General features: G+C 70.8%; 11 protein-coding genes and 1 other RNA gene. 3 read left to right on the forward strand and 9 right to left on the reverse strand.

Annotation, left to right across the window (positions count from 1 at the left end):
* Nucleotides 1-26: 26 nt before the first annotated feature.
* Nucleotides 27-1,265 carry an MFS transporter gene (locus tag ACGFW5_RS30650; protein WP_393837572.1) on the forward strand — a complete coding sequence of 413 codons (1,239 nt, stop codon included), beginning with the start codon at nucleotides 27-29 and terminating at the stop codon, nucleotides 1,263-1,265.
* 55 nt (nucleotides 1,266-1,320) lie between these two features.
* Complete coding sequence (locus ACGFW5_RS30655; protein WP_393837573.1) at nucleotides 1,321-1,740, forward strand: hypothetical protein; 420 nt, start codon at nucleotides 1,321-1,323, stop codon at nucleotides 1,738-1,740.
* A gap of 96 nt (nucleotides 1,741-1,836) precedes the next feature.
* Here the strand turns inward: ACGFW5_RS30655 and ssrA are convergent.
* The 5 genes from ssrA to ftsE form a co-directional block, all read right to left on the reverse strand.
* Nucleotides 1,837-2,206: a transfer-messenger RNA gene (gene ssrA / locus ACGFW5_RS30660) on the reverse strand.
* 80 nt (nucleotides 2,207-2,286) lie between these two features.
* Nucleotides 2,287-2,814: an SsrA-binding protein SmpB gene (smpB, locus tag ACGFW5_RS30665; protein WP_393837574.1), complete on the reverse strand. Its 528-nt coding sequence runs from the start codon at nucleotides 2,812-2,814 to the stop codon at nucleotides 2,287-2,289.
* A 34-nt stretch (nucleotides 2,815-2,848) separates the two neighbouring features.
* Entirely contained in the window at nucleotides 2,849-4,048 is a 1,200-nt protein-coding gene (locus ACGFW5_RS30670; protein ID WP_393837575.1) for a S41 family peptidase, read from the reverse strand.
* Between the two features lie 80 nt (nucleotides 4,049-4,128).
* Nucleotides 4,129-5,046 (reverse strand): permease-like cell division protein FtsX, encoded by a 918-nt coding sequence (ftsX, locus tag ACGFW5_RS30675; protein ID WP_393837576.1) that lies wholly within the window; start codon nucleotides 5,044-5,046, stop codon nucleotides 4,129-4,131.
* A gap of 46 nt (nucleotides 5,047-5,092) precedes the next feature.
* On the reverse strand, nucleotides 5,093-5,782 hold the full coding sequence (gene ftsE / locus ACGFW5_RS30680) for a cell division ATP-binding protein FtsE (protein ID WP_393837577.1): 690 nt from the start codon (nucleotides 5,780-5,782) through the stop codon (nucleotides 5,093-5,095).
* 265 nt (nucleotides 5,783-6,047) lie between these two features.
* On the opposite strand from ftsE, the gene ACGFW5_RS30685 reads away from it, so the two are divergent.
* Nucleotides 6,048-6,239 (forward strand): hypothetical protein, encoded by a 192-nt coding sequence (locus tag ACGFW5_RS30685; RefSeq protein ID WP_393837578.1) that lies wholly within the window; start codon nucleotides 6,048-6,050, stop codon nucleotides 6,237-6,239.
* 99 nt (nucleotides 6,240-6,338) lie between these two features.
* On the opposite strand, the gene ACGFW5_RS30690 is transcribed toward ACGFW5_RS30685, so the two are convergent.
* From ACGFW5_RS30690 to ACGFW5_RS30705, 4 genes are all read right to left on the reverse strand, one after another.
* Nucleotides 6,339-7,247: a hypothetical protein gene (locus ACGFW5_RS30690; RefSeq protein WP_393837579.1), complete on the reverse strand. Its 909-nt coding sequence runs from the start codon at nucleotides 7,245-7,247 to the stop codon at nucleotides 6,339-6,341.
* Between the two features lie 416 nt (nucleotides 7,248-7,663).
* Nucleotides 7,664-8,770: a peptide chain release factor 2 gene (gene prfB, locus ACGFW5_RS30695; protein ID WP_393837580.1), complete on the reverse strand. Its 1,107-nt coding sequence runs from the start codon at nucleotides 8,768-8,770 to the stop codon at nucleotides 7,664-7,666.
* A gap of 60 nt (nucleotides 8,771-8,830) precedes the next feature.
* Nucleotides 8,831-10,075, reverse strand: a complete 1,245-nt coding sequence (locus ACGFW5_RS30700) for a serine/threonine-protein kinase (RefSeq protein ID WP_393837581.1) — start codon at nucleotides 10,073-10,075, stop codon at nucleotides 8,831-8,833.
* Between the two features lie 153 nt (nucleotides 10,076-10,228).
* Nucleotides 10,229-11,929, reverse strand: a complete 1,701-nt coding sequence (locus ACGFW5_RS30705) for a serine/threonine-protein kinase (protein WP_393837582.1) — start codon at nucleotides 11,927-11,929, stop codon at nucleotides 10,229-10,231.
* Nucleotides 11,930-12,049: the final 120 nt, after the last annotated feature.

Here is a 12,049-nt window from a genome sequence, read left to right on the forward strand (position 1 = left end):
CGTACGGCCCCGGAAAGGATCGGGGCATGCCGCCCACGACCCCGCTCGCCCGCCGCCGCACGAACCCCTACATCCGTCTGTTCCGCACCCCCGGCACCCTCGCCTTCACGCTGGGCAACCTCGTGGCCCGGCTCCCCATGGGCATGTTCAGCGTCAGCGCCGTGCTCATGATCGCGGGGTCGCGCGGCTCGTACGCCCTCGCGGGCGCGGTCACCGCGACCGGGCTCGCCGCGACCGCGCTGGTGGCCCCCTGGACGGCCCGGCTCGTGGACCGGCACGGCCAGGCCCGGGTCGCCGTACCGGCCACGGCGATCGCGGTCCTCGGCTCGCTCGCCCTGCTCCTGTGCGTGCACGCCGGCGCCCCCGACTGGACCCTGTTCGCCTCGTACGCGGCGACCGCCACCACCCCCAACACCGGGGGCATGTCCCGCGCCCGCTGGGCCCATCTGCACCGGGGCCCGTCGGCCGAGGACGCGGCCGCCCTGCACACCGCCAACTCCTTCGAGCAGGCCGTGGACGAACTCTGCTTCCTGCTCGGCCCGGTCGCCGCCGCGTTCCTGTGCTCGGCGCTGTTCCCCGAGGCCGGCACCCTGGCCGGCGCGGTCCTGCTGATGTCGGGGGTGCTGCTCTTCGCCGCCCAGCGCGCGACCGAGCCGCCCGTCACGCCCCGTACCGCACGCCCCAAGTCCCCTGCCCGCACCCGGGGTTTCGTGCCGCTGCTCGCCGTCTTCCTCGCCACCGGCGCGGTGTTCGGCGCCCTCGAAGTGGTGACGATCGCCTACGCCGACCGGCTCGGCCACCGCTCAGCGGCCGGCGGGGTGCTCGCGCTCCAGGCGGCCGGGTCCTGTGTCGCGGGGCTCGTGTACGGCTCGGTGCGCCCGGCACGCGGCGTGCCCGGACGGTTCCTCGCCTGCGTCGCGGCCATGAGCGTACTGATGTGCCTGCCGCTGCTCGCCGCGCGGACCGGCTCGCTGGGGCTGCTCGCGGCGGCCCTGCTGTGCGCGGGCGCCGCCACCGCGCCGACCATGGTCACCGGCATGACGCTGGTGCAGCGCCTGACCCCGCGGGGCCAGTTGAACGAGGGCATGACGCTCGCCGTGACCGCGATACTCGGCGGAATCGCGCTCGGCTCGGCGACCGGCGGTCAGGTCATCGAGCAAGCGGGCGCCGCGATGGGCTACTTGGTCCCGGTCTGCGCGGCGACCCTCGCCCTCGCGGTATGCGCCGCGGGGCGGGGGCGGTACTCTGCACCGCCCCGCAGATAAGCGGGACGTCCCCCTCCGCTTGAGTATGACCGTGTGTCAGGAAAGGCCGCTCCTCATGGCCATGAAGAAATCGACCATCCAGCGACAGGTCGCCGAGGCCCTCGCGCAGGCCAACCCGCAGGACCGCCCGATCGTCACGATCCAGGCGATAGCCGGCCCCAGCGTCTGGCTGATGAGCATGTTCGGCGTCATAGGCCAGTGCTTCCTGACGTACTACTTCATCACCGTGACCCAGCAGGCCGTGGTGCTGCACCGGGCCAGCCGGATGAGCAACCGCCCGCAGGAGATCGTCACCGCGATTCCGCCGAACGAGGCGATGCAGATGATCAGCGACGTCCGGCGCAACACTCTGTGGAGCTCGTTCCGCTGCCAGCTGCCGGGGCAGCCGAAGCCGGTCCGCATGAACGTCCACCGCATCTGGCGCAACGAGATGGACCAGCTCCTCGGCATGCTGACCGGACAGCCGGTCGCCTGATCCGTGCCCCGGGCACGACAAAGGCCCGGCCGCTCGAAAGCGACCGGGCCCGTGCCCACATGGGGCGAGGGGGACCGGACATCCGGTGCTCCTCGACGGTGGAGATGGCGGGAATCGAACCCGCGTCCAACGGTGCAAAAACAGGGCTTCTCCGTGTGCAGTTCGCTGCGATTTTCTCGGCCCCGGCAATCACGCGAACAAGTCGCCGACGGGCCCAGCCACTGTTTGATTTCCTTCTAAACCCCGTGACCGGGTCTAGAAGTTTAGTTCCCTAGCTGATGCCAGGATCCGGGTCGGGAACAGCCCCGGGCTGACACTTCGCAAGTCGCTACTTAGGCAGCGAGGGCGAAGGAATCGCGCTTGGTGTTGGCGATTATTGTTTGCGACATATGGTTTACGAGATCATTGCCGCTTCCTCGACACGCTTCCCCTGCTTCGACATCCGCTGTCGAAACCGATCATCCCCATGTTGTTTTTTCAAGGTGGTGCCACACCTTCGCTGAGGTGCAGTGCCATCGTACGTGACCAACGCCCGAGGGTGCCAGCCTATTCCGCGCGGGCCTGGCGCAGGCTCGCCCGCTCCTTGCGCTTGACCGCCGAGATCGCCCGGTCCGTCTCGCGCCGGTCCTGCTTCTCGCGCAGGGTCTGCCGCTTGTCGTACTCCTTCTTGCCCTTGGCCAGCGCGATCTCGATCTTGGCGCGGCCGTCCTTGAAGTAGAGCGCGAGGGGCACGATCGTGTGACCCGACTCCCCCGACTTCGACTCCAGCTTGTCGATCTCGATGCGGTGCAGCAGCAGCTTCCGCTTGCGCCGCGCGCTGTGGTTGGTCCACGTGCCCTGTGCGTACTCCGGGACGTGCACGTTGTGCAGCCACGCCTCGCCGCCGTCGATCTGGACGAACCCGTCGACCAGTGAGGCCCGGCCCTGCCGCAGCGACTTCACCTCGGTGCCGGTCAGCACAAGACCGCACTCGTAGGTGTCGATGATGAGGTAGTCGTGCCGTGCCTTCTTGTTCTGCGCGACGATCTTGCGCTTGCTGTCCTTCTCTTTGTCCTTGCCCGTGTTCTTAGCCATAGTGCGGCCATTTTCGCACTCCGGCGCAAGCGGTTTAAGCCGTGCCGCCCAGACCGCTCAGAACCGTCTCGGCGTGCTCAAGGGCGTGCTCGGTGACCGGCAGGTCGGGGGTGATGCCCGAGCCGTCGAGCCCGTGGCCCGCCGGGGTGCGGTAGTGGCCGACGGTCAGCTCGGCCACCGAGCCGCCCGCGAGGCCGGTGGGCATCTGGACCGAGCCCTTGCCGAAGGTGCGCGAGCCGACGGTGACCGCGCGGCCACGGTCCTGGAGCGCGCCGGTCAGCAGCTCGGCCGCGCTCATGGTGCCGCCGTCGATCAGCACGACCAGCGGGCGTGCGCCGTCCCCGCCCCCCTGCGCGTACAGCGCGCGCTGCTTGCCGTGCACGTCGTACGTGGCGACCAGACCGCCGTCGAGGAAGGCCGAGGCCGCCGTGGTGGCCTCGCTCACCAGACCGCCGCTGTTGCCCCGCAGATCGAGCAGGATCCCGGCGCCGCGCGGCGCCTGACGTACCGCGGCCCGCACCCGCTCGCCCGAGCCCCTGCTGAACGCCGCCACCTTGATCACCACGGCCTTGGCGGAGAGGCGGGTGACGGACACGTCCTCGGTGCCGAGCACCGCCCGGTCCAGGGTTCTGGTCCAGGCGCGCGAGCCCCGCCGCAGACCGACGACGACAGCGCTTCCCACCGCGTCACCCCGGAGCCGGGCCACCACATCGGTGACGGGCTGCCCGTCGGCGGGCCGGCCGTCGACGCTGTCCAGATAGTCGCCGGGCTCGATGCCGGCCCGGGCGGCGGGACCACCGGCCTGGACGCGGGTCACCTGCGTCCGGCCGTCGCCCGTGCGGGCGAGCCACAGGCCGACGCCGGTGTACCGGCCGTCGAGGGCGTCCGCGTACTGCTCGTACTCCGCCTTGTCGTACACCGCGCCCCACCGGTCGCCGCTGCGCCCCACCGCCTCCTCGGCGGCCCGGGTGCCCGACTTGCCGTCGGCCTCGGCCTCGGCGGCCGCGCGGGTCACGTCGTCGACGGTGCGGTCGCCGCCGCGGGTCGTGTGCCCCTCGCGCGGGTCGCGGTCGCCGAAGGACGCGGAGCCGACGGGGGACGCCGCGGGCCTCTGGGCGGCGCCCGGCAGGCAGTTGGTGGCGGCAGCCGTCGCCAGGACGGTCACGAAGACCAATGCCAGAGCAGCCCCGCGGAGCACACCGCGGGGCCTGGGACAGAGGTCCGGGCCCGACATGGCGCCGAGTCTAGGACAAGCGCCGGGCGCCGTAGGGGGTGTTGCTCCTACGGCGCCCGGGGCGTGTGTCACACCTATGGTCAGACCTTGAGGTACTTGCGCAGCGCCAGGAAGGCCGCGAGGGCCGGCATCAGAACGCTCGCGGCGAGCACGAGCGGGATCTTCGCCAGCACCGATCCCCAGCCGATGAACTTGATCAGTACGAGGTTGTGGGCGAGCGACATCCCGTGGTCGATCATGAAGTACCGGGCGGCGACCAGCAGACCCGCGGCGCCGAGCCCCCCGAGCAGCCCCGCGACGGCCGCCTCCATGATGAACGGCGCCTGGATGTAGAAGCTGGACGCGCCGACCAGGCGCATGATCCCGGTCTCGCGGCGCCGGCTGAATGCCGAGACGCGGACCGTGTTCACGATCAGCATGAGCGCCACGACCAGCATGATCACCATGACGACGATCGCCGCCGCGTTCATGCTGTTGAGGATCTTGAAGAGGGTGTCAAGCGTGCCCCTCTGGTCCTGGACCGACTGGATGCCGTCCCGCCCGGCGAAGGCCGTCGCGATCACCGCGTACTTCTGCGGGTCCTTCAGCTTGACGCGGAACGACTCCTGCATCTGGTCGGGCGTGATGGTGCTGGCCATCGGGGTGCTGCTGTACTGCTGCTGGTAGTGCTTGTACGCCTCGTCGGCCGTCTCGAACATGACCGTCTGGACGATGTCCAGCTTCTTGAGGTCGGCCTCGATGCCCTTCTTCTGCTCCGCCGTGACGGCGCCCTTGGCGCACTTCGGGTCGGACGTCGCGTCGCCCTTGTTGCAGAGGAAGATGGAGACGTTGACCTTGTCGTACCAATAGTCCTTCATGCTGTTGACCTGGTCGCGCATCAACAGCGACCCGCCGAACAGGGACAACGACAACGCGACCGAGATGACGACGGCGATCGTCATCGTGAGATTGCGACGGAGACCGGTCCCGATCTCCGAGAGTACGAACTGGGCGCGCATGGCGACTATTTCAGCCTTTCAGTGCTCGACGAGTGCTCTACGGCGCTCAGTGCTGGTAGCCGTAGACGCCACGCGCCTGGTCGCGCACGAGGCGGCCCGACTCCAGCTCGATGACGCGCTTGCGCATCTGGTCGACGATGTTCTGGTCGTGGGTCGCCATGATGACCGTGGTGCCGGTGCGGTTGATCCGGTCGAGCAGCTTCATGATGCCGACGGAGGTCTGCGGGTCGAGGTTGCCGGTCGGCTCGTCCGCGATGAGCAGCATGGGCCGGTTGACGAAGGCGCGGGCGATGGCCACGCGCTGCTGCTCACCACCGGAGAGCTCACCGGGCCTGCGGTCCTCCTTGCCGCCGAGCCCGACGAGGTCGAGCACCCTCGGCACGGCCTTGCGGATCTCGCCGGGCGGCTTGCCGATGACCTCCTGGGCGAACGCGACGTTCTCCGCGACGGTCTTGTTGGGCAGCAGCCTGAAGTCCTGGAAGACGGTGCCCAGTTGGCGCCGCATGTGCGGCACCTTCCAGTTGGAGAGCCGGGCCAGGTCCTTGCCGAGCACGTGCACCTGCCCCTGGCTGGCACGCTCTTCACGCAGGACGAGCCTCAGGAAGGTCGACTTGCCGGAACCGGACGAACCGACGAGGAAGACGAATTCGCCCTTCTCGATGTCGAGGGAGACTTCCCGCAGGGCTGGTCGGTTCTGCTTGGGATAGGTCTTGGAGACATTGTCGAATCGGATCACGGGTGCACCACGGGTCGGCCGGGAGTATGGGTGTGCGTGACCTTACGCGAACGGGACGAGCCCGCGCAGGCCCCGTCCTGGGATGCCCCTTATGTCCCTCACATCGCGGGGGCGGGACGGGGAGGAATCCGGCGGGGCGCGCCGAACCGCGCCGGAGCTGGCACAGTGGTAGGGGGAACCCTTCCGTTTCCCTGAGCGTTGAGCGGAGAGATAGCGGGTTGACAGCTGTGCACGCCGGCTCCGCCGCGCGGGAGGAGGAGAGCGCATGACCTATGACCGATTGGTGTGCGCCAACTGCGCGGCGCCCGTGAGCGAGGGCCGCTGCCGCGTCTGCCGGGCGAACCGGGAACGCCTCCAGCAGGAGAACCAGTGGGGGTCCCTGAGCCCCGCGGCGCTGGTCACCATGCTGATCGTGCTGGTCGGGGCGCTTGCCCTGCTGGCCCACCAGACCGTCTGAGCGACGGCCTCCGCGCCGTATGCGACAGAGGAGGGCCCCGGGTGCGTGATCGCACCCGGGGCCCTCCTCTTGCGTACTGTGCCTCGCGGTCGCTTCTGGTTACGCGACGTTACGGCCGTTGACCAGGCGCGGCATGAAGCGGAAGCCGATGCCGCCCGCGATCATGGTCGCGGCGCCGAGCAGCAGGAAGGTGGTCCCGCCCGCACCGGTGGCGGCCAGCTCCTCCTTCTGCTGCCCCTGCTCGACCGGCTGCGACCCGACGGTGTCGGGGTTGGTGCCGGTGTTGCCCGAGGTGCCGGTCGAGCCGGTGGTGCCGGTGGTGCCGGTGGTGCCGGTCGAGCCCGTCGAACCGGTGGTGCCGGTCGAGCCCGTGGAACCCGTGCTGCCGGTCGAGCCCGTGGAACCGGTGGAACCCGTGGTGCCGGTGGAACCCGTGGTGCCGGTCGAGCCCGTGCTGCCGGTCGAGCCCGTGCTGCCGGTGGTGCCGGTCGAGCCCGTCGAACCGGTGGAACCCGTGGTGCCGGTGGTGCCGGTCGAGCCCGTGGAACCCGTGCTGCCGGTGGAGCCCGTCGAACCGGTGGAGCCCGTGGTGCCGGTCGAACCGGTGGAGCCGGTGGAGCCCGTCGAGCCCGTGCTGCCGGTGGAACCCGTGGAACCAGTGGTGCCGGTCGAGCCCGTGGTGCCGGTCGAACCGGTGGTGCCCGTGGTGCCGGTCGAACCGGTCGAGCCCGTGGAACCGGTGGTACCCGTGGTACCGGTGGTGCCCGTGGAGCCCGTGGAGCCCGTGGTGCCGGTCGAACCGGTGGAGCCCGTCGTGCCCGAGGTGCCCGAGGTGCCGCAGAGGGGCATGCCCGGGATGCAGTCGTCGTCGAAAGTGGTTACGGACTTGCTGTCCGTGGGCTCGGAGCCGACGGCCTGGGCCGCCCCCGCGGCGGTCAGGGACGCGCCGGCGGCGATCACCGCACCGGCCGCTATCCGCGCGAACCGGACCCGCGTGTTCTTGGTCATCTGCTTGCTACCCCCAGTAGCTGATCTCGTCATGGAGCAGCGCCCGGGGCGGCAACGCGGGAGGGCGATGGGACCCCCTCCCCGTCACACGCGCCCCAGAGATACGCATGCCGCGCGCTAGCTTTGCCAGTTTTAAAGATGACGTCAAGGTCGTTGCGTACGCGATGTCCGGAATCGGGCTACTTGCCCGTCGTACGGGAATACGACTGTGACACAAGAGGGGAACTGCCGTTCCCGGACCGGCAGTTCCCATGTCGACAAAGCGTCGAGTCGCCCATGTCGCCGATTGCGTCAGCGAATTCGGCGCCGGGGCCGGACACACGACGGCGCCGGGTCCCTTGTCGGGAGTCCGGCGCCGTCGTAGCCGTACGGGGCGTGCCCGGTACGGGGGTTGTCAGTAGTTGTCAGTAGGGGAGTTACTTCTCCTGCTGCTTGCGCCAGCGGATGCCCGCTTCGAGGAAGCCGTCGATCTCGCCGTCGAGGACCGCCTGCGGGTTGCCGACCTCGAACTCGGTGCGCAGGTCCTTGACCATCTGGTACGGGTGCAGGACGTACGAACGCATCTGGTTGCCCCAGGAGTTGCCGCCGTCGCCCTTGAGGGAGTCCATCAGCGCCTGCTCCTCCTGGCGGCGGCGCTCAAGGAGCTTGGCCTGGAGGACGTTCATGGCGCTCGCCTTGTTCTGGATCTGGGAGCGCTCGTTCTGGCAGGACACCACGATGCCGGTCGGGACGTGCGTGATGCGGACCGCGGAGTCGGTGGTGTTGACGCCCTGGCCGCCGGGGCCGGACGCGCGGTACACGTCGATGCGCAGCTCGGACTCGTCGATCTCGACGTGGTCGGACTGCTCGACGACCGGCAGCACCTCGACGCCCGCGAAGGACGTCTGACGGCGGCCCTGGTTGTCGAACGGCGAGATGCGGACCAGGCGGTGCGTGCCCTGCTCCACGGAGAGCGTGCCGTAGGCGTAGGGCGAGCTGACGACGAAGGTGGTCGACTTGATGCCGGCCTCTTCCGCGTACGAGGTCTCGTACACCTCGGTCTTGTAGCCGTGCCGCTCGGCCCAGCGCAGGTACATGCGCTGAAGGCGCTCGGCAAAGTCGGACGCGTCGACGCCGCCGGCCTCGGCGCGGATGTTGACCAGCGCCTCACGGGCGTCGTACTCGCCGGACAGGAGGGTGCGTACCTCCATCTCGTCCAGCGCCTTGCGCACGGACTCCAGCTCGGTCTCGGCCTCGCTGCGGGTGTCCGGGTCGTTCATCTCCTCGGCGAGCTCGAAGAGCACCGCGACGTCGTCGATCCGGCTGCGCAGGGCCTCGGTCTTGCGCAGCTCCGCCTGGAGGTGCGACAGCTTGCTGGTGATCTTCTGCGCCGCCTCCGGGTCGTCCCACAGGGACGGGGCGGCCGCCTGCTCTTCGAGCGCAGCAATATCTGCCCTCATCGTGTCGAGGTCCAGGACGGCCTCGATCGACCCCATGGTCGAGGAGAGGGACTTCAGCTCTTCGGATACATCGACGACTGCCACGGGTCCAGCGTAACGGCTGCGCGCTCCGGCGTTCCCCGGGTGGTCCGATCGCGGGCGGTCCTAGGGGATGACGGGCGCCGAGTTCTTGGTGTCCTGCGGCGGCGACTGCGAGCCGGAGTCGTCGTTCAGGGCCAGCCAGCCGCCGACGCCGACCGCGGCGGCCAGGACCACGGCGGCGCTCGTCAGGACGAGCCGGCGCTTGCGGACCTGGTCGGCGCGGTGGCGGGCGGAGCCTGGCCGCGGGGCGCCCGAGGAGCGCGGGGCGCGGGCGGTGCCCAGGGGTCCGCCGGCCAGCTCGTCGGGGGCGGGGACGCGCATGCTGGTGTGGGTGTCGCGGTTCGCGGAGTCGTGGGGCGCGCCGGGCACCAGCGGGACCGCGCCGCGGCGGGGGGTGGTGGGGGCGGTGGGGTACGGGTCCTCGTACGCCTCTTCGTCCTGCTCGCCCTCGGCGTCCGGCTCGTCCACGTCGAGCGGGGGCATGCCGGCGACCAGGGGGAGCAGTTCGCGCAGCCGGACCGAGAGCTCGGACGCGCGCAGGCGGGAGGCCGGCGCCTTGGCCAGGCACTGCACGATCAGCTGCCACAGCTCGTCGGGGATGCCGGGCAGCGGCACCACGGTCTCGGTCACATGGCGGCGAAGGACGGCGCCGGGATGGCCGCCGCCGAAGGGCGTGAAGCCGGCGAGCAGTTCGTACAGGACGGTCGCGAGCGCGTAGATGTCGACGGCGGCGCGCGGCGGAAGGCCCTCGACGATCTCGGGCGCGAGGTAGTCGGGCGTGCCGATGATGCGGGTCGCCTTGGTGCGGCGCGGGGTGTCGATGAGCTTGGCGACGCCGAAGTCGGTGAGCAGCGCGGGGTGGGCGCCGCCGGGGCCGAGCGGGCCCTGCATGTCCAGGAGGATGTTCTCGGGCTTCACGTCGCGGTGCACGATGCCCGCCGCGTGGGCGGCGGCGAGCCCGTCGGCGACATCGGCCGCGATGGCCACGGCCGCCTCGGGGGCGAGCCGGCGTTCGCGGTCGAGACGGGTCCGCACATCGGTGCCCCGGATCAGGTCCATGACCAGGGCGAGGTCGTTGCCGTCCACAACCAGGTCGCGGACGCCCACCACGTTGGGATGGTCGAGGCCGAGCAGGGCGGTGCGCTCCTGCACGAAGCGGCCCACCAGCTCCTGATCGGCCGCGAGGTCTTCGCGCAGCAGCTTGATGGCGACGGGCCCCTCGGGTCCCTCGCCGAGCCACACCGTGCCGGCGCTCCCCCGGCCCAGGATCTGGTGGGCGGTGTACCGGCTGCCGATATTCCGTGCCAAGACTGCTCCCTCAGCGGCTGGCTGTGCACGCTGAGGCTACGCGGCCGGGACGCCAACCTTCACTTCTGGCGCCGAAATCACCCTCTGGAAGTCGACAAATCCACGAACTCGTGTCCCGGGCCGGGCTTCCCAGGGCCGCTCAGGGCCCCTTGATCACTGACTCGCCGAGTTGCCGATGCTCTTGATCCAGCCGGATACCGTCGAAATTCCGTCACCGATCGCCTGCCAGTAGCTCTTGCCCTGGGCGACCCAGTCCTGGAGCGGCGTCAGCTCCCAGATCAGCCAGCCCGCCACGAAGAGCAGCACGAACGTGAACAGGCAGCCCTTGAGGCAGCCGAGGCCCGGAATCCGCATCCGGTTCGGGCTGCGCCGACGCGGCTCGCGCGGCTCCCTCGGCTCACGCGCCGGGGCTTGCGGCTGCTGCGGCTGCTGCGGCTGCTGCGGCTGCGGGGGCGCGTACTGCTGACGCTGCGGGGCGTGCTGCTGGTAGGGCTGCGGCGGCGGCGCGTACTGCTGGTGCTGGGGCGGCCGGCCCTGCGGCGGGCGCTGCTGGCCGTACCCCTGCTGCGACTGGGGGTTCTGCTGGCCGTAACCCGGCGGGGGCTGCTGGCCCTGCTGGCCGTAACCCTGCGGGGGCTGCTGGCGGTGCGGGCGGCGGCGCAGCGGGTCCTGGTCGGGCGGGAGGTAGCCGACCTGGGTCTGCTCGTTGCGGTCGCGCGCCGCCTGGAGCTGGGACTGCCAGGGATGCGGCTCCTGCGGCGTGGGCTGCCCCGGCGGCACGGGCGGCATCACGGCCGTCGGGTCGGCGGCGCCGCCCTGCGGTCCCTGGCCACCGGTCTGCGGCAGCACCGAGGTGCGCGCGGCCGGATCGTAGGAGGCCGCGTTGCTCGGCAGCACCTGCGTGGGGTCGGCCGCGCCCGGGGCGTCCGGCACGGGCGCGGGCGCCGGGTCGGGCGCGAGCAGCGCGCCCACGCCTTCGGCCGCCTCGACCTGGGCCGATGTGGAGTGCACGCCGATCCCGGAGGCGACGACACGCAGCCCGCGCGCCAGGTTCTCCGCGCTCGGGCGCCGCTCCGGGTCCTTGCTGAGGCAGCGCTCGATGACCGTCCACAGCGGGCCCGGCACGGTGGTGGGCCGGCGCGGCTCCTCGCTGAGGTGGCGGTGCAGCACTTCGAGCGCGGTGCCGCCGGCGAACGGCGGCCGGCCGGTGACCAGCTCGTACAGCAGGATGCCGGCGCCGTAGATGTCGACGGCCGAGGTCTGCGGGCGGCCCTCGGCGGACTCCGGCGCGACATAGGCGGGGGTGCCCACGAACTCGTGCGTACGGGTCAGGCCCGGGGAGTCGGCGAGGCGGGCGATGCCGAAGTCGGTGAGCATCGGACGCATCGCGCCGTCCCGCTTGTCCAGAAGGACGTTGGCGGGCTTGAGGTCGCGGTGGACGACGCCGTCGGCGTGGCTCGCGGCGAGCGCGTCCGCGATCTGCGCGGTGAGCAGGGACGCGGCGACCGGCGTGAGCGGGCCGTTCTCGCGGATGTAGCGGTGCAGGTCCGGGCCGTCGATCAGGTCCATGACCAGGGCAAGCAGATCACCCTCGACCACCAGGTCGCGGGTGCGCACGATGTTGTCGTGCCGCAGCCGCAGGAGCACGGAGCGTTCGCGCAGGAAGCGCATCACCACGTCCGCGTCGTTGGCCAGCTCCTCCTTGAGGACCTTGATGGCCACGGTTTCACCCGGCTGACCCGCGACGGATGCCTCGGAACCGGCGGTCTCTCGCTGGCGGGCTCGCCAGACGGTGCCCGTGGCGCCGCGTCCGAGCGGCTCCTCAAGCAGGTACTTACTGCCTACCGGCCGCACGTCATGCGCTCCCTGCTACTCGCGTCATCTGCTGTGGGGGTTTCCGGCCCACTCTAGTGCTGCTCCCGACGGTGCCGAGGGGTCGTGGCGTCGGCGCCACCAGGTTGTTCACCGTCTTCT

Origin of the sequence: Streptomyces sp. NPDC048416 (genome assembly GCF_043200435.1) — a bacterium.
GTDB lineage: Bacteria > Actinomycetota > Actinomycetes > Streptomycetales > Streptomycetaceae > Streptomyces.